This is a genomic window from Luteibacter sp. UNCMF331Sha3.1, from assembly GCF_900109915.1.
Classification (GTDB): Bacteria; Pseudomonadota; Gammaproteobacteria; order Xanthomonadales; family Rhodanobacteraceae; genus Luteibacter.
This window is the reverse complement of sequence record NZ_FOBU01000002.1, coordinates 234,653-256,058: the sequence shown is the minus strand read 5'-3', so window position 1 is coordinate 256,058 and position 21,406 is coordinate 234,653. Positions and strand designations below refer to the sequence as shown.

16 protein-coding genes are annotated in these 21,406 nt (G+C 68.8%); 8 read left to right on the top strand and 8 right to left on the bottom strand.

The window, feature by feature from the left end:
• Positions 1 to 32: 32 nt before the first annotated feature.
• Together BMX32_RS09425 and BMX32_RS09420 are read right to left on the bottom strand one after the other, a co-directional pair.
• Positions 33 to 2,384 carry a YadA family autotransporter adhesin gene (locus tag BMX32_RS09425; protein WP_089977864.1) on the bottom strand — a complete coding sequence of 784 codons (2,352 nt, stop codon included), beginning with the start codon at positions 2,382 to 2,384 and terminating at the stop codon, positions 33 to 35.
• A gap of 23 nt (positions 2,385 to 2,407) precedes the next feature.
• Positions 2,408 to 4,294 carry a S8 family peptidase gene (locus BMX32_RS09420; RefSeq protein WP_244511486.1) on the bottom strand — a complete coding sequence of 629 codons (1,887 nt, stop codon included), beginning with the start codon at positions 4,292 to 4,294 and terminating at the stop codon, positions 2,408 to 2,410.
• A gap of 306 nt (positions 4,295 to 4,600) precedes the next feature.
• Here BMX32_RS09420 and BMX32_RS09415 point away from each other — a divergent pair, with 306 nt between their 5' ends.
• The gene (locus BMX32_RS09415; protein ID WP_089977858.1) at positions 4,601 to 6,397 is read left to right on the top strand and encodes a hybrid sensor histidine kinase/response regulator; all 1,797 of its coding nucleotides are present in this window, start codon (positions 4,601 to 4,603) and stop codon (positions 6,395 to 6,397) included.
• Here the strand turns inward: BMX32_RS09415 and BMX32_RS09410 are convergent.
• The gene (locus tag BMX32_RS09410; RefSeq protein ID WP_089977854.1) at positions 6,356 to 7,033 is read right to left on the bottom strand and encodes a response regulator transcription factor; all 678 of its coding nucleotides are present in this window, start codon (positions 7,031 to 7,033) and stop codon (positions 6,356 to 6,358) included. The two genes, BMX32_RS09415 and BMX32_RS09410, sit on opposite strands and share 42 nt — an antisense overlap.
• A gap of 249 nt (positions 7,034 to 7,282) precedes the next feature.
• Here BMX32_RS09410 and BMX32_RS09405 point away from each other — a divergent pair, with 249 nt between their 5' ends.
• Complete coding sequence (locus BMX32_RS09405; protein ID WP_089977851.1) at positions 7,283 to 7,771, top strand: RDD family protein; 489 nt, start codon at positions 7,283 to 7,285, stop codon at positions 7,769 to 7,771.
• On the opposite strand, the gene BMX32_RS09400 is transcribed toward BMX32_RS09405, so the two are convergent.
• Positions 7,764 to 9,755, bottom strand: a complete 1,992-nt coding sequence (locus BMX32_RS09400) for a hypothetical protein (RefSeq protein ID WP_139206706.1) — start codon at positions 9,753 to 9,755, stop codon at positions 7,764 to 7,766. The genes BMX32_RS09405 and BMX32_RS09400 overlap by 8 nt on opposite strands.
• Before the next feature lie 52 nt (positions 9,756 to 9,807).
• Complete coding sequence (locus tag BMX32_RS09385) at positions 9,808 to 10,812, bottom strand: hypothetical protein (RefSeq protein WP_089977834.1); 1,005 nt, start codon at positions 10,810 to 10,812, stop codon at positions 9,808 to 9,810.
• A 323-nt stretch (positions 10,813 to 11,135) separates the two neighbouring features.
• Here BMX32_RS09385 and fusA point away from each other — a divergent pair, with 323 nt between their 5' ends.
• Positions 11,136 to 13,175, top strand: a complete 2,040-nt coding sequence (gene fusA, locus BMX32_RS09380) for an elongation factor G (RefSeq protein ID WP_089977831.1) — start codon at positions 11,136 to 11,138, stop codon at positions 13,173 to 13,175.
• Between the two features lie 121 nt (positions 13,176 to 13,296).
• Here fusA and BMX32_RS09375 read toward each other — a convergent pair whose 3' ends face one another.
• Positions 13,297 to 13,842, bottom strand: a complete 546-nt coding sequence (locus tag BMX32_RS09375) for a type 1 glutamine amidotransferase domain-containing protein (RefSeq protein ID WP_089977828.1) — start codon at positions 13,840 to 13,842, stop codon at positions 13,297 to 13,299.
• A 102-nt stretch (positions 13,843 to 13,944) separates the two neighbouring features.
• On the bottom strand, positions 13,945 to 14,424 hold the full coding sequence (locus BMX32_RS09370; protein ID WP_089977824.1) for an SET domain-containing protein: 480 nt from the start codon (positions 14,422 to 14,424) through the stop codon (positions 13,945 to 13,947).
• A 147-nt stretch (positions 14,425 to 14,571) separates the two neighbouring features.
• On the opposite strand from BMX32_RS09370, the gene BMX32_RS09365 reads away from it, so the two are divergent.
• The 3 genes from BMX32_RS09365 (at position 14,572) to BMX32_RS09355 (ending at position 17,443) form a co-directional block, all read left to right on the top strand.
• A complete protein-coding gene (locus BMX32_RS09365; RefSeq protein WP_089977820.1) occupies positions 14,572 to 15,072 on the top strand; it encodes a hypothetical protein in 501 nt (166 codons plus the stop codon).
• Positions 15,073 to 15,100: 28 nt separating this feature from the next.
• Positions 15,101 to 16,873 (top strand): acyl-CoA dehydrogenase C-terminal domain-containing protein, encoded by a 1,773-nt coding sequence (locus BMX32_RS09360; protein WP_089977816.1) that lies wholly within the window; start codon positions 15,101 to 15,103, stop codon positions 16,871 to 16,873.
• Between the two features lie 93 nt (positions 16,874 to 16,966).
• Positions 16,967 to 17,443 carry a GNAT family N-acetyltransferase gene (locus BMX32_RS09355; protein ID WP_089977813.1) on the top strand — a complete coding sequence of 159 codons (477 nt, stop codon included), beginning with the start codon at positions 16,967 to 16,969 and terminating at the stop codon, positions 17,441 to 17,443.
• 214 nt (positions 17,444 to 17,657) lie between these two features.
• Here the strand turns inward: BMX32_RS09355 and BMX32_RS09350 are convergent, their stop codons facing one another.
• On the bottom strand, positions 17,658 to 18,416 hold the full coding sequence (locus tag BMX32_RS09350) for a SapC family protein (protein WP_089977808.1): 759 nt from the start codon (positions 18,414 to 18,416) through the stop codon (positions 17,658 to 17,660).
• 266 nt (positions 18,417 to 18,682) lie between these two features.
• On the opposite strand from BMX32_RS09350, the gene BMX32_RS09345 reads away from it, so the two are divergent.
• Both BMX32_RS09345 and dxs read left to right on the top strand, forming a co-directional pair.
• Positions 18,683 to 19,291: an HNH endonuclease gene (locus tag BMX32_RS09345; protein ID WP_244511485.1), complete on the top strand. Its 609-nt coding sequence runs from the start codon at positions 18,683 to 18,685 to the stop codon at positions 19,289 to 19,291.
• Between the two features lie 133 nt (positions 19,292 to 19,424).
• On the top strand, positions 19,425 to 21,320 hold the full coding sequence (gene dxs / locus BMX32_RS09340; RefSeq protein ID WP_089977805.1) for a 1-deoxy-D-xylulose-5-phosphate synthase: 1,896 nt from the start codon (positions 19,425 to 19,427) through the stop codon (positions 21,318 to 21,320).
• Positions 21,321 to 21,406 lie beyond the last annotated feature (86 nt).

Below are 21,406 nucleotides of genomic sequence, written 5' to 3'. Positions count from 1 at the left end.
AGGCTGGCTCCTACCCTTGCGTTAGCCCTGGATCACCAGCTGAAGCCGCCGCCGACGCCGACCGTGCTCTCCGAGCCCGAGCTCGATGCGCCGATCGAGACACTCGCGCGGTTCTCCTTGAACGCACGCTGGTACCCCACCGCGATGGCCTGCTGGCCGCCGTAGTTGCCGGCGCCCATCCCGACACGGTTCGCGCCCGACAGGCCCGACGTGTTCATGCTCATCTGCGACAGCGCCGTGCCCATCGCACCCACGCGATCGAGCCGCTGGTTCACCTTGTGGAACTGGTCGTCGACGCGCGTGCGGAACCCGTCGAAGTCGCTGCGGCTCACGCCGTTGCCGATCTTCGCGTCGGTGTACGCGTTGGCCTGCTTCAGCGTCTGCTGGTCGCCGTTGTCCGCATACGATTTCGCGGTGGCGAGCGCCTGGTCCACCTGCCCCACGTTGGCGGCATCCGTCGAGGCGACGCCAGCGGCGACGTTCACGACACGACGCTGGTTCGCGGCCGTGCCCACCGACACCGTGTTCGCCTGATCGGCCACCGAACCCGCACCGAGCGCGACGCTGTTCGCCGCGGTCGCCGACGCGCCCTGCCCGATGGCCGTCGCCGAGGCGGCGGTCACCGACGCGCCCTGCCCGATGGCCGTCGCCGAGGCGGCGGTCACCGACGTATCGGCGCCGACCGCTACCGCGTTCGTCGCAGCGGCCGAGACGGTCGCGTTGCTACCGACGGCGACGCTGCCATCGGCGGCGACCGTCGCGTGGTCGCCGATAGCGGTGTCGCGTGGATCGGTCGCGACGCTGCCGCCGCCGACGGCGAGACCGTCGCCCGATCCCGCCGGCACCGTCGGATCGGTACCTGGCTGACCGCCACCGGGTCCGTTGCCGATCTGGTTGCGGATATCGGCGATACCCTGCAAGGCGCTGGACAATGCGCTGTCGACGGCGCCGAACGCGTCGCCGACGTTCTGGTAGCTACGGCCCTGGATGTCGTAGACCGGCGGCACGAAGCCGGCGAGCCCCATCGTGGCGCCGCCGCCGAACGCCTGCGCGAACGCGGCGTTGACCGCGGAATCGCCGACGGTGACCTGACCGATCGCCGCCTGCAGCTGGCCGACGTTCACCGCGTCGGTGGCCGAGGTACCGGCGCCGACGTTGGTGATGCGACGGGTGAACGCCGCGATCTTCTCGCCATAACGATTCGTCATCGTGCCGTCGCTGCCGATCGACACGACGCCGGCATCCTTCGTCGCCGAATTCATGCCGAGCGAGACGCTCATGGTGCCGTCGTCGCCCACCGTGGCGAAATGACCGAGCGCCACCGATTCGTCGCCCTTGGCGAGCGCGAGGTCGCCGATCGCGACGCTGTTGGTGCCGTAGGCCCACGTCGACGACCGGTTGTCGCCGCCGATCGCGATCGAGTTGATGCCGGTCGCCGCCGCGTTGTAACCGATCGCGGTGTTGTTCGCTTCCTGCGCATAGGAATACTTGCCGATCGCGACGCTCGCATCGCCCTCCGCCCGCGCGTGGCCGCCGATCGCCGTCGCGCCATCCGTGAGCGCCATCGCGGCCGACCCGATGGCGGTCGATTCGAAACCGGTCGCCTGCGTCAGGTCGAACACGCCGGGGAAGACCTGCGACGGGCCACCGATCGCCGTCGCGCTGACGCCGCTCGCCGTCGCCGCCGTGCCGACCGACGTCGCGTTGTCGCCCATCGCGGCCGACTCGCTGCCGATGGCCAGCGCGCCGAAGCCGTAGCTGCCCGCCAGCGCGCCGAAGGCGAGCGCGTCGTCGCCCTGCGCCTGCGCGCTCGCACCGACGGCCATCGCCAGACTGCCGGTCGCGGTCGTCACCTGATCCGACACCGGCGTGCCGCCGCTGTCGACGGCGATACCGCCGATCGCGATCGTGCCGGCGTTACCCGCCGTGGCGCCGGTGCCCATCGCGATGGCGTTGCCACCGGACGCGGACGCGCCATAACCGATCGCCGTGGCGTAATCGCCCGCGGTGTTGGCGGACTGGCCGAGCGCGAGACTGCCCGCCCCCTGCGCGATGGCGCTGGCGCCGATCGCGGTGGTGCCCGCGTCGAGGGCGACGGCGCCCGACCCGATCGCGGTGGCATCGTCGCCGGCGGCGAGCGCGCCCGCGCCGACCGCGACGCTGTGGTAGCCATCGGCATACGCGTCGTCGCTGCCGTCCGACGCGCCGTTCGCGGCGAAGTAGCCCGACGGGGCGATGTCGGCGGCCTGAAGCACGCGGTGCGCGCTGTCGAGACGCGGTGCGGTGGTGAGCGGCGCGGCGGCCTGCGCGGTGCCGGCGGCAAGCGCGGCGATCACGGCCGCGGCGATCGCGCGGCGCATGGTGGTAAGGGAATCGCGGTTCATCGATGTCTCCGGAAAAGGGATGGTCACGGGGCGACGAAGCTCGCCTGGACGCTGAGGTTCTGGGCGTCCTTGACGCCGAGCACGCGCAGGAAATAGGTGCCTGCCGCGGGACGGGCCAGCACGACCGATTCGGCGTTGCCGGTATGCGCCGACTGGTAGTCGTAGGTGCCGTCGGCCGGACGGTCGCCCACGCGCACCTGCAGCGTCACGTCACCCGAACCGCCGAACGTGCGCATGACCAGGCTGCGCGCACCGGCGGGAACGTCGATGCGGTAATACAACGACGTGCCCGCGTAGCTGACGACGCTGGTGAGCAACGAGCCGTTGGTGAGCTCGGGCGTGTAGCTGTCGCCGAGAACCGCGAGCTGCACGGCGGCGGAGGCATCGAGGATGCCCGCGCCGGCCGGCGTCGCCTGCGGAAACGGCACCTTCGGCTTGTGTGCCGTCTGCTTGAGCGCGGCCAGCACGGCGGCCGGCTTCATCAGGGCCTGGCCCGAGGCGAGTCGCGCGCTCTGCATCAGTGCCACGGTACCCGCCACGTGCGGCGTGGCCTGCGAGGTACCCGCATAGCCGCCATAGGTCGGTTCGCCGACGACGGTCTCGCCGCCGTTGATCGCCTGGTACACGAAACCCGCCGTGACCGGGCTGCCGCTCGTGCCGTCGTTGGCGTAGATGCCGCCGCCGGGACCCGCCAGTGCGACGGGCTTGCCGTAGTTCGAATAGAAGGCAAGACGGCTGGTGATGCCAACGGAGGCCACGGTGACCGCACCGGGGCAGCTCGCCGGCGAGTAGTACGCCGCGTCGTCGCCCGAGTTGCCCGCCGCGACGACCACGACCGTGCCGCGCGCGTTGGCCGCGGCGATGGCCTGCGCCATCGGATCGTCGGGCGTGCATTGCCCTTCGCCACCGAGGCTCATGTTGATCACCTGCGCGGGATGCGTGTTGTCGGGCACGCCATCGACGTGGCCGCCGGCCGCCCAGACGATGCCGTCGGCGATGTCGCTGTCGTAGCCGCCGCAGTGGCCGAGCACGCGGATCGGCAGCACTTTCGCCTTGTACGCCACGCCGGCCATGCCGAGCGCGTTGTTGGTCAGCTCGGCGACCGTGCCCGCGACATGCGTGCCGTGCCACGAGCTCGGTTCGTTCGGGCAGCTGTCCGACCACGGGGCCTCCGTGGTCCAGTCGCCGGTGTCCCAGCCGCCCGCGGCGCGTCCATCGGCGTCGCGTCCCGACACGAACGCGTCGCTGATGAAGTCGTAACCGGCGTCGGCCAGCGAGGTGTCGAGATCCGGATGCGCCGTGATGCCGGTGTCGATCACCGCCACGGTCATGCCGTCGCCATCGGCGAGCGTCCAGGCGCCGGCGACGTTGGATCCGCCGTCGTTCGGCACGCCGGCGTCCGTCTCGGCGGTACCGTCGGGTGCGCGCATGTGCCACTGGTCCTTCAGGTAATACGTGTCGTCGGGCACGAACGGCGCGTCGGCACGCAGGTCTTTCACGGCGTGCTTCATGCGGTCGGGCACCACCGACCGCACCGACGGGTCGGCGGCCAGCGTCGCGAGGAACGTCGCCGCCTCCCGCTCGTCGAGCGGGCGCGAGAGCTTCAGGACGCGCGATCCGATCGCCAGCCGGCGCAGATGCGTGACGGAGGGTGCGGCGGCGCGCGCGCCGGTCGCGGACGTGAAGGCCATCCGGCCGAGCGCGGCGCCCGCTACCTGCGTGGCGGCGCGAGCGTCCGTCCGCGCGCTGCTGCCGTCTCGGTACGTGACGATGAAGCGGTCGAAGCGTGCCTGCGACGGCGGCGTGGCGCCGATCGGGCGCAGGGTATGCGGCGCGGGCTGCGCGGCCATGGCGGGCATGGACAGGGCAAGGACAAACGCGCCGATGAGGCGCATGCGTTGGCGGTGCATGGTGTGGTGGTCTCCCCGAGGTCTTGAGTTGGCAGGCGCCGGTGTGCTCCCTGCGTGCCCGTATCCCCAATGGCCGTACAGACGGCCAGTCAGCGCGTCGTCGCCGAGGCTTCCGCGTCGGACGAATGGCGAACGTATGACAAAGCGGTTGCATGATCACGCACCGTCGCTGTCGTAAGCTGTCAAAAGTTCACCGTTTCATGACGCACGACATGTTTTTCGCGCGAACTGACAGTTTTGGTGCGTGAGTTGGCCGACCGCGCGGCCTATAAATGTCACCCTGACTTTGAAAGCGCGGGAGTGCGCGTGACGACAGACATCCTCCGGCCCGTGGTGACGTGGCTTCGCGACATCCCGGGCAGCGACGACACCGCACGCGGCAACGGCGTCGGTCTGCAGCTGCTGCTGATCATGATCGGCACGACGCTGCCCCTGATCTGGCCCTACCGTATCGCCGCTCTGACCAATCCCCTGACCCCGGCGGACTGGACGGACCTGTGCACGGATACGCTCGTCGTGCTGTCGGCATGGATCGGCGTGACCAAGGTGCGCCAGGGAGCGATCCAGGTCGCCACGCGACTCTTCGTGGCGAGCATGCTTCTGTCGCTCGGCATCGGCTACGTCGAGCGCGGGTTGATGAGTTCGATGCTCGACCAGACGTATGTCGTGCTGCCCATCGTGCTCGGCGGCCTCATCCTCGGCCGGCGCGCGCTCTGGCAACTCTACGGCCTGCTGATCGCGCTGTTCGCGGCCGGTGCCGCCACCGACGTGCTGCGCCTGACCGCTCGCGGCGCGAGCCATCCGTTGATGGGCGCCGTGAACGTGCTGCCCCTGGCACTCAGTTATCTCGCCATCACGCTGGTCATCGACCAGTGCGTTTCGACGCTGCGCGGCAGCGTGCTCGCCGCGGAGCAGCGCGGCCGTCGACTGGCGGAGATCAATCGGGTGCTGGAGGACGAAGTGGCCGCGCATCGCAAGTCGCGGGAGCAGCTGATCCATGCCCAGAAGGTGGAAGCCGTCGGGCGCCTGGCCGGGGGCGTCGCGCACGACTTCAACAACATCCTGAGCGTCATCGAGGGGTACGCCGAGGCGCGCGAGGAAAGCGACGATCCGGCGGTGCTTCGTTCCGCGCTCTACGGCGTCGCCGCGGCGGCGCGGCGTGGCGGCGCGGTCAGTCGCAAACTCCTCAGCTTCGGACGACGCGACATCGCGCGGCTGGAAGTGATCGACCTGCGGCGTGCGCTGCGCGACGTGAAGCACGTGCTGCGCCAGCTCTTCAGCCACGCGGTGACGCTCACGGTGGACGTCGCCGCCGATGCGCGGCACATCCGCTTCGATCCGGAGCAGCTCGAGCTGATGATCCTCAACATCGCCGCCAACGCCCGCGACGCGATGCCGCCCGATGGCCGCTTCGACATACGGGTGTCCGCCGCCCCGGGCGGGCGCGTGCGCCTGGCCTTCCGCGACAACGGCCAGGGCATGCCCGAACACGTGCGTCGCGAAGTCTTCGAACCGTTCTTCACCACCAAGCCACCGCACGCCGGCAGCGGACTGGGCCTCGCCGTCGTGCGCGATCTCGTGCGCGACCATGACGGGGCCATCGACGTGCATAGCGTCGAAGGCGAAGGCACCACGATCGTCATCGAACTGCCCGCGGTGTCGTTGCCCGATCGCGACGAGGCGCGTCTGGCGCCGCTGATCCACACCCTGCTGATCGAAGACGAGGACGTACTGCGCGAGATGTGGCGCAAGCGCCTCGAAGCCGAGGGCTTCCTCGTGGTGGAAGCCGGCGACGGTGCGCAGGCGCTACGGCTGGCCGCGGAACTCGCGCACACGCTGAACCTCGTGATCACGGACCTGCGCCTCGGCGACAACGATCCGGTCTCGTGGATCGACGAGCTCCGTGCCGTGCTGCCGGAGATTCCGGTGCTGGTCGTGTCGTCGCACTTCCCGCCCGGGATCCATCGCACCGGCGGCGTCGCCATCCTGCACAAGCCCTGCTCGCCCGACATGCTGGTGTCCGAGGCGATGCGGCTCTTCGACGCGGCACAGCGCACCGCCTCACATGGTGAAGACGTAACCGCTGCCGCGTACCGCGTTTAGCGGCAGCACGAGGCCCGCGTGCTTCGCCACCTTGCTGCGCAGGCGGTAGACGAGCACCTCGATGCGGTGCGGATCGAACTGTTCGTCGCCACCTACCGCGGCGATCAGCACGTCGCGCGCGACGGGTTCGCCGGGTTCGTCGAGCAGGACGCGAAGCATCGCGCGCTCGTGCGACTTCAGCGCCACCGATACGGCGTTCGGGGCGATAAGGCACCAGCCTTGATTGTCGAGCCGCCACACCGGTTCGTTCGGCACGTCCCGTGCTGGCGGGCGCAGCCGGCGCATGAGGTTGCGCAGCGTCGCGGCCAGCTCGTGCATCACGACGGGCTTGGCCAGATAGGCGTCCGCGCCATTGGACAGGCCACGCACGCGGTCGGCCTGCGTATGCCGCCCGGAAAGCATGACGATGCCCACACGCGACTGCCGGTAGAGGCGCTCCGCGATCGAGAAGCCGTCGCCGTCGGGCAGCCCGACATCGAGCACCACGATGTCGGGTTGGTCCACGTCGAGCACGCGATCGAGCTCGCGCACGGTGCCGAGGCCCGTCACGCGAAAACCGAAATCGCGCAGCGCCGGCGCGACCAGCGTATCGCGCAGCACATCGTCGTCTTCGACCACCACCACGTGCGGCCGCATTGCATCGTCGGCCCGGGCCCCCGCCTCACCGGCCAACGTCTGTCGAGTCCCCATGAAAACCGAACCGTGCACCGAAAGAACGTGCGGACTTGATAGCAGGTATACCGGACGATGGATAGCTCGATTCCCTTTCCGGTGGGAGCCAGCCTGCTGGCGAAGGGTGCTCGCGGCAAGCACCCTTCGCCAGCAGGCTGGCTCCCACCGAGTGGTCGCTGCCACAATGCGGTGGAATACGGATGGGGAAACCGCATGACCGACAGCTCACTCGCGCCAGCATGGAAGCGCCTCGCCGCCATCATCTACGACGCCCTTCTCGTGGTCGCGATCGTGATGGTGGTCGGAATGGTCGCCCAGTTCGCGACGGGTGGCCGGCTGGTCGATGCGCACGGGCAAGTGACGGCGTGGTGGTACCGACCGCTCCAGGGCGTGGTCGTCGGCGCCTATTTCCTCTGGTCGTGGACGCGTGGCGGACAGACGCTCGGCATGCGTCCCTGGCGCATCCGCGTGAGCGACGCGCAGGGTGACGCCGTGACATGGGGGCGGAGTCTGATCCGGCTTCTCGTCGCGGCGCTGCCGCTGGCGCTTCTGGCGATCTATCCGCTGACGTCGATGCGGGCCGCACTCTGGGCGCCGGTCGTCGGCTGGGCGATCTGGCTGCTGCCGTCGTTCGTGGATCGTCGCCATCGCGCGATCCACGACATGATGGCCCGCACGGAAATCCGCAGCACCGTTACTTGAACTGATCGCTCGCGGGAACCCACGACCCCGATGCCGCCGACGGCACGGGCACGTTGATCTTGATGGATGGCTCGCAACCCGCGGGCAGCGGGCCGCCCGTGACGCGCGCGGTCGTGCACAGTGCCGTGTTGTCGAGCACCACCGGTGCGGCGGCCACCGTCGCGCTGTTCGCCGGCGGCAGGTTGTCCGCCAGCGGTTTCGCGGGTGCCATCCTCTGGTTCTTCGCGAGTTCGTCCTGGTTCACCGGTTTGGGCGGCGGATCGCCGCCACAGCCGAGCGTGAACAGCGACACGGCCTGCTTCATCGCGCCGCCCGCGTTGCCCGGGCCGGCGACGCAGTCGATCCGGATGCCACGCGGAAGGTTGATCGTGCCGCGCGCGGTCGCCGCCTCCGCGCCGCGACGGATGGCGGTGTCGACCGACGACTCGCCCTTCGGTGTCCACGCGTCGTCGAAACGCGTGGCCTTGTAATCGATGTGCACGCGCGTGCCCGACTGCGGCACGAGATTGCCCTTGGGCTTGAGTTCCACGTACGCGCCGACCTGTCCCTTCTTGTCGCCTTGCCCGCCCACGACGCCATCGTCGCGCTGCGACGTACCGTTGGCCCCGGTGAGCCGCTGGCCTTCGTCGGTGCCGCGCGTCGCGCCGGGCTTGCCGGACTCGGCCTCGGCGCCTGGCGTGTTCGATCCCGAGGCCGAGGCGGTGGTCTGTCCGGGGACCATGGCCTGGGCCGCCTCTCCCTCCGCTTTGGCCGACGACGACGTGTTGGCGTCGCCCCTGGCGGCCTGGGCCTGCGCCTCGGCGGACTGCCCGGCGGCGATGTCGCCGGGCGCCTGGCCCGGTTCGCCCGGCGCGGTGTCGGCACCCGCGAGCGGACGCTGCACGTCCGCCGGTGTGATCGCGGGTGCCTGTATCACCGGCCGGTCGGTGCTGGCTTCCGGCGCGGCCACGGTGGGGCGCGGCGTCGCGTCGGGCAGCGGCACGGCCGCGAGTTCGGTGCTGGCCTCCACCGCCGGTGCCCGCACCGGCTCGATGGCGATCCTTGGCGGGACCGGTCGGTTGTCGACGGCGAGATCGGGCCGCGGTGGCGCGGTGGGCACGGGCGCCACGTCGGGGACCGGGGTCTCCTGCGGCGTCGGCGGTGCCGACGACGTCTCGACCTCCGGCCTCGGCACCGTCGCGAGTGTCATCGCCGTCGTGGGCACGGGGGTCGTCCGCTCGGACGTGATGGTCGGCGGCGACGGCGTCACGGCCATCTGTGCCGTCGGAATCTCGGGCAACGCCAGCGACGCGGGCGGCGGCATCGGCGCGCTGCCTTCTACCTGCGCCTTGCGGACGGGCTCCGGCTGGTAGCGCGGCGGCACGACCTGCGGCCGCGGCGTATCGACCGCGAGATCGGGCGGAGCCTGCGCGGGCAGCGGCACCTTCTCCAGTGCCGGCTGCGGCGGCGGGGCCTTTGGCGGCGTGAGCGGGCGCTCGACGGTGGCGACGACGCTGGGCGGCGGCGCGCTCAGTTTCACATCCGGCTTCACCTGCGGCGGCGGCGCGGCGGGCAACGCGATGGCCGGCAACGCTTTCGCCGCCGAAGCGGCGGCGACCGCGCGCGAACCGCTGGAGGCACGGCTGGCCTTCGAGCGCGAGGTGTTCCAGCGCGTCTTCGCCACGGGCGCCTTCGACGGCGTGCCGCGCACGGGCGGCAAGGGCGGCGGCGGCTTGTCGATCAGGCGCACCTGCAGCGCCGTGGTGTCGTCGTTGTCAGGCGGTGGGGGCAGCATGTCGTACGCCGGCCCCAGGATCATCCCGAACAGGAACACCAGATGGATGAGGATGGTTCCGACCCAGGCCGCGACGCGGAGCAGGCGGTCACGTGGCTTTTCGCGCAGGCGGCGCCGATAGACGAGCGCACGCATCGCCGCCTCGCGCGGCGACACGGGCAGCGAGTTCGCGGCGACCTGGCGATCGCTCTCGGGAAACTGGGTGGGCATCGGGCGCTAGTGTCCACGCTGCGGCACGCGCGCACAATCGCGATCGCGGCGATTACTTGCCCGCGCGCCGTTCCCGCTCCGCGTTTTCCTGATCCATCGCCTTGAGCGGCGTGTCGGAGGGGCAGCCCTGCGGCAACGGGCCGTCGGCGCGAAACGCCGCGATGCACTCGGCCTCGGACGGCGGGGGCGGCTGGCCCGGAAGATCCTTCACGGCCGGATTCGCCGGGGCCATGTTGAGTCGCACGTCGCCGTCCTTCTTCGCCGCCTTCGACGGAGCCTCGCCGCCGCAGCCCACCGGCAGCACGAAGAACACAGTGGCGCAGTTGATGCGCGTGCCGTGGCCGAGATCGATCGTCTTCTTGACCGTCGTGGATTCCATCGCACGACGCAGGCCCTTGTTGAGCGCGTTCTCGTCGCGCGGCGCCCAGTCCTGCTCGAAGCGGGTTTCCTTGTAGGTCACCGTGGTCTTGTGCGACATGATCCCGCTGTCGTCGGTCGGCTTGCGCGCCACGAAGTCCGCTTGGGTGGCGTTGCCGCCGCCCTGTTTCGGCATGGCGATGCTGCCGTCGGCACCGAAGATGGCCGGCGCCGCCGGGGCCTGCGGTGCGGCCGGCGCCGGGACCGCCTGGTCGTCTTCCTCCTTTTTCTTCGGGCGCGGCGGTTCCGGGCGCGTGGCCTCGGGCGAGCGCACCTTCGGCGGAGGCTCGGCGACGGGCGGTGGCGGGGCGGCGACCGCGGGTGCGACCGCCTTCGGCGGCTCGATGAAGCGCACTTCGAGCACATCGTCGCGGTCGCGCGGCGGCACGTAGGCCGTCGGCAGGCGTGGCTGCATCTCGTAGCGGACCAGAAGCACGATGAACACGTGGAGGATGATCGCCGCGACCATCGCCAGGATGTTGCGCACGTGATGGCGCGGCGGCGGGCGGTGCCCGATGGCATGCAGGCTGGCGATCGTCGCGGCGTCGATGGGCTGCAGCCCGCGCACGCGCGGGCGCGCCTCCGGGTCCAGACGGTGCGATTCGACGAACGACGGTGGCGCCTTGCCGGGGTATTGCACGCGTGCGGGGGTCCCGTGGGCTCTTGAGCGGATCGGAAAGAATAGCGGCGGTCCGCTAAACGGAGCGTAAGCCCGGTCCTTCGGACAGTCGGAGTGCCGGAAGATTCCCTGGCGCCCTCCGGCGCCCCGGGCCACTTGATTCCGGCGCCAGGAAGGAGAAGGCTTGAGGCCGGGCCCGTGCCCGAACCCACCGCCATGACCGTCCGGCTACCGGACGACCGTGACGGCCCGCCATCGCAACGCCGGGGAGGCGTGCGAGAGGGCGGCGCCGATCATGACGCCGCCATCCCGACGCGTCCCCTTCACTGTAGGAGGGTCGCATCGTGTCGCCATCCACGGAACGTATCCGCAGCCTCGCCTTCGCCGGCCATGCCGGCGCCGGAAAGACCACCCTGTTCGAAGCCATGCTCCACGCGGGAGGCGCGCTCACCAACGTCGGCACCGTCGAACGCGGCAGTACCGTCTCCGATACCGATCCCATGGAGAAATCGCGCGGTCATTCGATCGACGCCTCCATCGCCTCCATCGAACGCAACGGCTACCGCATCCACCTGCTCGACACCCCGGGCTACGCGGACTTCCGTGGACCGGCACTCGCCGCGCTCGCCGCCGCCGACACCGTGGCCATCGTGGTCAACGCCGCGAACGGCATCGAGCACGGCACGCGAAGCATGATGGCGCACGCGAAGGAACGCGGCCTCGCGCGCATCCTCGTCGTCAACCGCATCGACGCCGAAGGCGTGGACCTTCCCGCGCTCGTGGATGCGCTGCGCGACGAGTTCGGCAACGAGTGCCTGCCGCTGAATCTGCCGGCCGCCAGCGGCCACTCCGTTCGCGACGCGTTCTTCCAGACCGCGGGCGACACGGATTTCTCGTCGCCCGGCGAAGCGCATCGGCGGATCATCGACCAGGTGGTGGAAATCGACGACGAGGTGATGGAGCACTACCTCGAGGCGGGCGAATCCGCGCTGTCCGCATCGGAGTTACGTGACGCGCTCGAGCACTGTCTCCGCGACGGCCACCTCGTACCCATCGTCTTCACCGGCGCGCGCGACGGCATCGGCGTGGCGGAACTGCTGGAACTCGTCGAGCGCATCCTGCCCTGCCCCACGGAGACGAATCCGCCGCCGTTTCGCGACGCGGATGGCGCGCCGTTCGCCGTGGCCGCCGACGAAGCGCGGCATGTCGTGGCCGACGTGTTCAAGATCGTCAACGATCCCTTCGTCGGCAAGCTCGGTGTCTTCCGCGTGTGGCAAGGCACGGTGCGCAAGGATTCGCAGCTGCTGGTCGACGATGGCAGGAAACCGTTCAAGGTCGCGCACCTCTTCCGGCTGAAAGGACGCGAACACGTCGAAGTGGACGAAGCGCTGCCCGGCGACATCGCCGCCGTGGCGAAGATCGACGACATCCACTTCGACGCGGTGCTGCACGACGCCGCCGACGAGGGGCGCATTCACCTCGAACCCGCCGCATACCCGACACCGATGTACGGGCTCGCGGTGGAGCCCGCCCACAAGGGGCAGGAGCAGAAACTCTCCCAGGCGCTGGGCAAGCTCGCGGAAGAGGATCCCTGCTTCCGCGTGGAGCACCACAAGGAACTCAACGAAACCGTCGTACGCGGCCTGTCGGACCTGCACCTGAAGCTGATGCTGGAACGCATGAAGGCCCGCTACGACGTCGACGTCGTCACGCACCCCCCACGCATCGCCTACCGCGAGACGGCCGGCGCCGGTGCCGAAGGACATCACCGCCACAAGAAGCAGACCGGCGGCGCGGGGCAGTTCGGCGAGGTGTTCCTGCGTGTCGAACCGCTGGATCGCGGTGCCGGGTTCGTCTTCGACGACGAAACGAAGGGCGGCGTGATCCCGGGGCAGTTCATGCCGGCCATCGAAAAGGGCGTGCGTCAGGCCCTGGATGCGGGCGCGATCGCGGGTTATCCGATCCAGGACGTGCGCGTCGTCGTCTACGACGGCAAGCATCATCCCGTGGATTCCAAGGAGGTCGCGTTCATCAGCGCCGGCAGGAAGGCATTTCTCGACGCCATGTCGCGTGCGCGACCGCAGGTGCTGGAACCGGTGGTGGATCTCGACGTGTCGATCCCCGATCACTACGTCGGCGACGTCACCGGCGGCCTCGCGTCGAAGCGCGCCCAGATCATGGGCACCGATTCGCTGCGCGGTGGCGAGACCCTGATCAAGGCACGCGTACCGTTGGCCGAACTGGTCGACTATCCCACGCAGCTGAAAGCCATGACGGGCGGACAGGGTCGCTACGCGATGGCGTTCAGCCATTACGACACGGTGCCACCCGGCGTGCAGAAAAAACTCGCGGAGGCGTGGAAGCCGAAGGTTGAGGACGACTGAGCGGCTGAAGGCTCTGGTGGGAGCCAGCCTGCTGGCGATGGGTGCTCGCCGCAAGCTCCCATCGCCAGCAGGCTGGCTCCTACCGGATACGGCCCACCAGGCTGGCTGCTACCGGTTGCCGCTACGCCGCCAGCGAGGCGATCAGCGCCTCTGTGAACGCCGGAATGTCATCGGGCTTGCGGCTCGTGATGAGGTTGCCGTCCTTCACCACCTGGCTGTCTTCCCACTTGGCGCCTGCGTTCACGAGATCCTGCTTCACCGACGGCCACGAGGTCATCTTCTTGCCTTCGACGAGGCCGGCATTGATCAGGGTCCACGGTCCATGGCAGATGGCCGCGATGGGCTTACCGGCGCTGGCGAACGCCTTCACCAGGCCCACGGCTTTCTCGTCGGTACGCAGGTGATCGGGATTGATGACGCCGCCCGGCAGCACGAGGGCGTCGTAAGGGCCTTCGGAGGCCTTGTCGAGCGGCACGTCGACCAGAACCTCCTGGCCCCAGTCCTTCTTGTCCCACCCCTTTATCCGCGCGGCGTCGCCGGGCGAGATCACGTCGACCGTGGCGCCGGCTTCTTCCAGCAGGCGCTTCGGTTCGGTCAGTTCGGATTGCTCGAATCCATCGGTGGCCAGTACCGCGATGCGGCGGCCTTCGAGTCGTTGCGTCGCCATGGGGAACCTCCTTGGGGGGAATGTTCCGCACAGCATCGGGGCCGGACCATGATCGGGGTGTCGCGTTGCCGTCGGCACCCCGTGGGCAAACGTGAAGACGCGTCAGGCGCCCTTCTTCTTCGGCTTCAGCATGGTGCCGATGCAGTTCGGCGAGCCGCACAGGCAGGCCCAGATCTTCTTCAGACGCGCCGTGTGGGGCATGTCGAGCGTGATGCCGTAGTCGTAGGTGAGCTCTTCGCCCGGCGCGATGTCGCGAATGGCTTCGATGATCACGCGGTCGTGCTTCGACGGCTTGCCCTCGACGGCTTCCTCGATCAGGGCCTGGCAGTTCGGCTCGCAACCGTGGTTGATCCAGCGTGCGGTATTGCCGTTGCTGTTGCCGTCGACGATGTACTTCTCGTTGAGCGTGAACAGGAACGTGTGGCCCGTTTCGCCGCCGTCGCCGTAGCGCTTGTCGGCCTGCGCGTGGGTGATGCGGTCGCCCTTGTACTCGACGACTTCGTCGCCGGCCTTGATCGGGGCGGTGGCGAAAACGCCGTTTCCGTGGATGGGCGAACGTCGTGCGGCGATGCGTCGTGACATGGGTCGTCGTTTGTTCGTGGGGGCAATACCCGATGATGCCTGCTGGACCGCCGCTTGGGAACCGTGTTTCAAACGCACGTCTCGCGCTGGCGGGCCGCACGGCGCTACCATCGAACGAGTGTTCGACCCACGCCGGAAGCCCAGGGAATGACTTCGATCATCCGCCATCCTCTCGTCCGCGCCGCGCTGATCGCCGGTGTCGCCCTGCTCGCCGCGTGCGGGCCGCCGAAGAAGAGCGTGTTTCCGCCGGCGGTGACGCTGCAGGAAGTCACCGCGAAGCCTGGCGGCCCGTGGCACATGACGCTGCGCATCCGCAACAACAGTTACGGCGGGATGTCGTTCGGCACCTTCCAGGGCACGCTGCGCGTCGGCGACCTCGGCGGCGTGCTGCTCGACGCGAAGATCGACCAGGACATCCCGTCGTTCGCGGCGGACGTCGCCACCATCGACCTGCTGCCCACCCCGGAGATGGCGAAGGCGCTGGCGGAGCTCGCCGCGAAGGGCAGCTCCGGCGCCCTGCCCTACACCATCGAGGGGCGGATCACCGCCACGCCGGAGAAGGAAGACGAGGCGCGCACCTTCCCCGTGCAGGGCAAGAACTGGCTTTCGCCGGTACCCGGCATCCCCGACACCTATCGCTCGCCCTGACCCCATTCGCGCCAGCCCAGGACATTCCATGACGTACAAAGCCCCGCTCGACGACATGCGCTTCGCGCTCTACGACGTACTCGGCGCCGAAGCCGTGCTGACCGCCCTCGACGGCGGCGAGGCGCACAATCGCGAACTGATCGACGCCGTGATCGACGAAGCCGCACGCTTCACCGAGCAGGTGCTCGCGCCGATCAACGCCTCCGGCGACGCCGAGGGCTGCCACTTCGACAAGGCCACCGCCACGGTGACCACGCCGAAGGGTTTCAAGGAAGCCTATCGCCAGTACGCCGAGGGCGGCTGGACCGGACTCACCGCGAGCGAAGCGTCGGGCGGCCAGGGCATGCCCGCGGCCGTGGGCGTGCTCGCCAAGGAAATGATCGACTCGGCGAACCTCGCGTGGGGCATCTATCCCCTGCTGTCCCATGGCGCCATCGACGCCATCGAGCACCATGGCGACGACTGGCAGAAACAGGTCTTCCTGAAGCGCCTCGTCGAGGGCCAGTGGACGGGCACGATGTGCCTCACCGAGCCGCAGGCGGGTTCCGACCTCGGCCTGCTGAAGACGCGCGCCGAGCCGAACGACGACGGCAGCTATCGCGTCTCGGGCACCAAGATCTTCATCTCCGCCGGAGAACACGACTTCGCGGACAACATCGTCCACCTCGTGCTCGCACGCCTGCCGGATGCGCCTGCCGGCAGCCGCGGCATATCCATGCTGGTGGTGCCGAAGTTCCGCGTGGACCGCGACGGCAACCCGGGCGAGCGCAACTCCCTCGCGGCCGGCGCCATCGAGCACAAGATGGGCATCAAGGGTTCGGCCACGTGCGTCATGAACTTCGACGACGCGCAGGGCTGGCTGATCGGGCCGCCGCACAAGGGGCTCATGGCGATGTTCACCATGATGAACGCCGCGCGCCTCGGCGTCGGCGTGCAGGGCCTCGGCATCTCGGAGCGCGCGCTGCAGCGCAGCCTCGCGTATGCGCGCGAGCGTCTGCAGATGCGCGCCCTCTCCGGCGCGAAGATGCCCGAGAAGGCGGCCGACCCGATCACCGTGCATCCCGACGTCCGTCGCATGCTGCTGACGCAGCGCGCCTTCGTCGAAGGCGGCCGCGTGCTCGCCACGTATGCCGGCCTGCAGAGCGACATCGCCGCGCGCCACCCGGATCCCGCCGCGCGCAAGGCGGCCGACGACCTGCTCTCGTTCCTGATTCCCATCGCCAAGGGCCTGCTGACCGAGGCCGCGCAGGAGTGCACGAAGGAAGCCCTGCAGATCTTCGGCGGCCATGGCTACATCGCCGAGCACGGCATGGAGCAGTACGCGCGCGACGCCCGCATCATCACGCTCTACGAGGGCACCACGCAGATCCAGGCGCTCGACCTCTTGGGCCGCAAGATCATGCAGTTGCAGGGCGTCGGACTGAAACAGTTCCTCGGCGAGATTTCCGCGTTCTGCCAGGCGAACCAGTCCAACGAGACCGTCAAGGCCTTCATCGGCCCGCTCGCCGTCGCCGCGAAGACCTGGGGCGACCTCACCCAGTCCATCGCCCAGACCGCCCAGGGCAACCCCGAGGAACTGGGCGCCGCGGCGATGGATTACCTGTACTTCTCCGGCTACGTCACGCTGGCCTATTTCTGGGCCCGCAGCGTGCTCGCCGCGGAAGGCAGCCGCCTGTCCGCCGACGGCCGCCAGGCCAAGCGCGACACCGCCACGTTCTATTTCACCCGCATCCTGCCCCGCATCCACGTGCACAAGGCGGCGATCGAGGCCGGCGTGGCGACGCTGCCCGAGGTGCTCTAAGGAAAGAAATCACCCTCGGGGCTTCCGCAGGCATCCCCGAGGGTGTAGAAAAAGGCTTCGCCCCGACTTTCCACCGAGACGGTGCCCTACCCGATGAGCGACTCGACGTTCCTGATCCGTCTCGCCGAAAGCGACGATGACGACTTCATCCTGGGTCTCGTCCCGCGCTTCATCGATTTCCCCCTGCCGAACGGGCGAACACGCACCGACTGCCTGAAGGGCATCGAAGCCGACCTCATGAAGCACCTCGACGAGCAACCGTCGAACAGCTACATCTTCGTCGCGGAAAACGAAGACGGCGACCCTGTCGGCTTCGTGCACCTGCAGAAGACGAAAGACTTCTTCACCCACCGCGACAACTGCCACATCTCGGATATCGCGGTGGCCGAAGCCTACGAAGGTACGGGTGCCGGTCGGTCGCTCCTCGACCACGCCTACCGCTGGGCCAAGGAACACCGCTGCCAGTTCGTCACGCTGGCCGTCCTCCCCGGTAACACGCGCGCGCAAGACCTCTACCGCAAGCACGGCTTCGACACCGACCTCATGCGCATGGCGAAACCGGTGCGTTGAATGCGTGGTTGGGGCTGGTTCGCCCTGGGCCCCTTCTTGTGTGGGAGCTTGCAGCAAGCACCCATCGCGGCCGAGGCCGCTCCCACACGGCGTGAAGAGCCCGCCGCTGTCGCGGCTCCCGCATAAGCCGCCCACTTCGCCGCGACGGGGAAGCGGGTCGAACGAAAAAGGCCGCGATCGCTCGCGGCCTTTTTCGTCAACGAACCGCAGTCCCTCAGGACTTGACGGTCGTGTCTTCCTTGCGCTCGCGCTCGTCGAGGCGCGACGCCATGCGGTCGATGTTCGACAGCGAGACCAGGTGCGCGTAGATCCAGCCGAACGCGCCTTCGCGCAGGAACTCGTGCGCGGTCTTCTCGTCGAGGCTGCGCAGCTTTTCTTCGTTGATCACGAAGAGACCGTTGAGGTTGATGCCCTTGCCTTCCTTCTGCAGCGTGACCGTGCGCGGCTCGAGGAGATCGTGCTCGCGCAGCTTGCCCATGAACCACTGCGTGCGGGCCACGTGGTCCTGGAACTCGCCGAGGAAGTTCACGGCGTTGGTCAGGGCCGGCGCATCGGTGCCGTCCTCGTTGAACAGGCGCTCGCCTTCCTCGTTGCTGAAGCCTTCGTAGGCCTCGTCGAGGAACACGGTGAAATCGTCGCCCTCGCTGCCGGCCGGCTTCTCGGCCAGCACGAACGGGTAACGGCGGACGAAAGCCGGGATGTAGACGCCCGTCTCCCAGAAGCCGTTGTCGCCGATCAGCAGGTTCTCGCCCTGGCGCAGACCGAGCAGCGCCATCGGACCGGCGTCCTCGATCGAGTTGCCGGCGAACAGGATCGGGAAGTCGCGCGCGGCGGGCGCGAACTCGACGCCCGTGAGCGGCACGGAGTGCGCGGCGGCGGCGAAACGGATGTTGTTCACGGCCTTGAGACGCAGGTCGCGGTGGGCGGTGCGGTTCAGGGGAACCGGACGCTCGTAGAAAAGCACTTCTGCCACTGTGTAACCCTCATGGACCCGCCGGACCTGGGAAGCCACCCCGGCCCCCCTTCCAAACCCGCCGGGCTTCGAATGCGAATCCCCACTATAGCAGTGGCCGATGACAGGAAAAGCCCCGCAAGAACCGTACCGGGAAGATTCTTTTCTGTCGCATAGATGGGCTATGCTCGGGCCAAAGGGCCGGTAAAGGCCCGGGCCGGCTCACCGGTCCGCACGGAGTTCGGCTTGCTGGAACGCTCTTTCGCTTTTGTGAAGGACGAGACCCGATGACGATGGAAGTGCTCCACGAAGACCTGCCCAGGGTGACCGCGCTCCACGCGACGCGGGTGCTGTCCCTGGACGCGGCGGGTCGGATCCTGGACTGGATCAGCTGGCAGGACGCCGTCTGCCTGTATGTCCGCGGGGTCGTGGCCTGGACCCTGGGGGATCCCTGCGTCACCGTCCGTGGCGGCATCAGCCGGGCCAACGGGCTACGCAGCAGCCTCGACCTGCATCCGATCGTCGCCAGCACCGGACACTGCCGCGAGCACGCCATCGACCCGGCCCCGGCCCTGACCAACACCGCCCTCTTCGCCCGCGACCGGCACATCTGCCTCTACTGCGGCCACCAGTACACCCGCCACGAACTGACCCGCGACCACGTGATGCCGCTTTCCAAGCGGGGCGCGGACGAATGGGAGAACGTGGTCAGCGCCTGTCTGGCCTGCAACCTGCGCAAGAGCAACCGGACCCCGCAGCAGGCCAACATGCCCCTGCTGGCGGTGCCCTACCGGCCGAGCTGGGTCGAGCACCTGATCCTCTCCAACCGCAACATCCTGGCCGATCAGATGGAATTCCTGGTCAGCCACCTGCCCCGGGATCGTCGTCCGGGCTGAGGCCGCCGGCTAGTCACGGCAGCCGCCTCGCCGCTGCGTTGCTCTTCGCCGCCATAGCGGCTCCCACGGGTTTCCCGACGCCGTTCACCCTTCCGCCCTTGCCCCGCCTCCTTTGTAGGCGAACAATAAGGGCATGAACGACCTCTCCCGCTACCCCTATCTGGCGCAAATCGAGTCGCCGGAGGACCTCCGCCGTTTTCCGACGGACGAATTGCCGGCCATCGCCGACGAACTGCGCCGCTACCTGATCGAGGCCGTGGCCTCGTCGGGCGGGCATTTCGGCGCGGGCCTCGGCGTGGTCGAGCTGACCGTCGCCCTGCACCACGTGTTCGAGACGCCGCGCGACCGGCTGGTCTGGGACGTGGGACACCAGTGCTATCCGCACAAGATTCTCACCGGCCGCCGCGACCGGATCACCACGATCAAGAAAAAGGACGGCCTCGCGCCGTTCCCGCGCCGCGAGGAAAGCGAGTACGACACCTTCGGCGTCGGCCATTCCTCCACGTCGATCTCGGCGGCGCTCGGCATGGCCGTGGCCCTGCAGCGTCGCGGTGATCCGCGCAAGGTCGTCGCGGTGATCGGCGACGGCGCGATGACCGCCGGCATGGCGTTCGAGGCCCTGAACCACGGCGGCGACATCGAGCCCAACATGCTGGTGATCCTCAACGACAACGGCATGTCGATCAGCGAGAACGTCGGCGCGATGACGAAGATGATGGCGCGCGCCATGTCGAGCCGCACGCTCAACGCGTGGCGCGAGCGCGCCAAGAAGGCGATGCCGCGCGAGTCCTTCTTCGGCCGCTTCTTCAAGCGCTGGGAGGAACACGCCAAGGGCATGTTCGTGCCGTCCACGCTGTTCGAAGAACTGGGCTTTCATTACACCGGCCCCATAGACGGCCACAACATGGCTCAGCTGGTGAACGCGCTCGAGACGGTGAAGGCCCTCCCCGGCCCGCAGCTGCTCCACGTCATGACCACGAAGGGCAAGGGATACGAGCCTGCCGAAAAAGCGCAGATCGAATACCACGCTGTCGGACCGTTCGATCCCGTGGCGGGCGTCGCCAAGAAGGGCGCGCCGGCCAAGCCGACGTATACCGACGTCTTCAGCGACTGGCTCTGCGACATGGCCGCCGCCGACGAGCGCCTGCTCGCGATCACGCCCGCGATGCGCGAAGGCTCGGGACTGGTGCGTTTTTCGAAGGAATACCCCCAGCGCTACTTCGACGTGGCCATCGCCGAACAGCATGCGGTGACGCTCGCCGCTGGCATGGCGGTCGAAGGCGCGAAGCCGGTCGTGGCGATCTATTCCACGTTCCTGCAGCGCGCCTACGACCAGGCCATCCACGACGTGGCCCTGCAGAATCTCGATGTCGTCTTCGCGGTGGACCGCGCGGGCGTGGTCGGTCCGGACGGCGCCACGCACTCCGGCAGCTTCGATCTCTCGTTCATGCGCTGCCTGCCGAACATGGTGATCATGGCGCCGGCCGACGAGAACGAATGCCGCACCATGCTCACCACGGGCTTCCAGTACAAGGGGCCTGCCGTCGTGCGTTACCCGCGTGGCACCGGCCCGGGCACGAAACTCGCCGAGACGCTCGACACCTATCCGATCGGCAAGGCGGAAGTGCGCCGGCGCGGCCACCACGGCCTGGCGATCCTGTCGTTCGGCACGATGCTCGCACCGGCCGCCGTCATCGCGGCGGAAGTCGACGCCACGCTGGTGAACATGCGCTTCGTGAAACCGCTCGACGAGGAACTCATCCTCGAGATGGCGCGCACGCACAAGGCCTTCGTCACCATCGAAGACAACGCCATCGCCGGCGGTGCCGGTGCGGCCGTCGCCGAACTGCTCGCGGCGCACGGCATCACCCTGCCCATCCAGCACCTCGGCCTGCCCGATGCCTACCTGGAACACGGCAGCCGCGAAGAAGTGCTCACGATGGCCGGCCTCGACCTGCCACAGATCCGTAGCGCGATCCGCGCACGCTTCCCGCAGTTCATCGCCTCGCCGGTCGCGAGCGCGGGCTAAGCACGCAGGCAAACCGCTCCCACCCTATCCTCGGGTGGGAGCAATTGTCGTTTCGCTCGTCGTGTAGTTGAGGGAAGGCTCGGCTT

Coding starts and splice junctions, on each gene's coding strand:
- BMX32_RS09425 (WP_089977864.1), bottom strand. CDS start 2,384: ATGAACCGCGATTCCCTTACCACCATGCGCCGCGCGATCGCCGCGGCC.
- BMX32_RS09420 (WP_244511486.1), bottom strand. CDS start 4,294: ATGCACCGCCAACGCATGCGCCTCATCGGCGCGTTTGTCCTTGCCCTG.
- BMX32_RS09410 (WP_089977854.1), bottom strand. CDS start 7,033: ATGCGGCCGCACGTGGTGGTGGTCGAAGACGACGATGTGCTGCGCGAT.
- BMX32_RS09405 (WP_089977851.1), top strand. CDS start 7,283: ATGACCGACAGCTCACTCGCGCCAGCATGGAAGCGCCTCGCCGCCATC.
- BMX32_RS09400 (WP_139206706.1), bottom strand. CDS start 9,755: ATGCCCACCCAGTTTCCCGAGAGCGATCGCCAGGTCGCCGCGAACTCG.
- BMX32_RS09375 (WP_089977828.1), bottom strand. CDS start 13,842: ATGGCGACGCAACGACTCGAAGGCCGCCGCATCGCGGTACTGGCCACC.
- BMX32_RS09370 (WP_089977824.1), bottom strand. CDS start 14,424: ATGTCACGACGCATCGCCGCACGACGTTCGCCCATCCACGGAAACGGC.
- BMX32_RS09365 (WP_089977820.1), top strand. CDS start 14,572: ATGACTTCGATCATCCGCCATCCTCTCGTCCGCGCCGCGCTGATCGCC.
- BMX32_RS09360 (WP_089977816.1), top strand. CDS start 15,101: ATGACGTACAAAGCCCCGCTCGACGACATGCGCTTCGCGCTCTACGAC.
- BMX32_RS09355 (WP_089977813.1), top strand. CDS start 16,967: ATGAGCGACTCGACGTTCCTGATCCGTCTCGCCGAAAGCGACGATGAC.
- BMX32_RS09345 (WP_244511485.1), top strand. CDS start 18,683: ATGACGATGGAAGTGCTCCACGAAGACCTGCCCAGGGTGACCGCGCTC.
- dxs (WP_089977805.1), top strand. CDS start 19,425: ATGAACGACCTCTCCCGCTACCCCTATCTGGCGCAAATCGAGTCGCCG.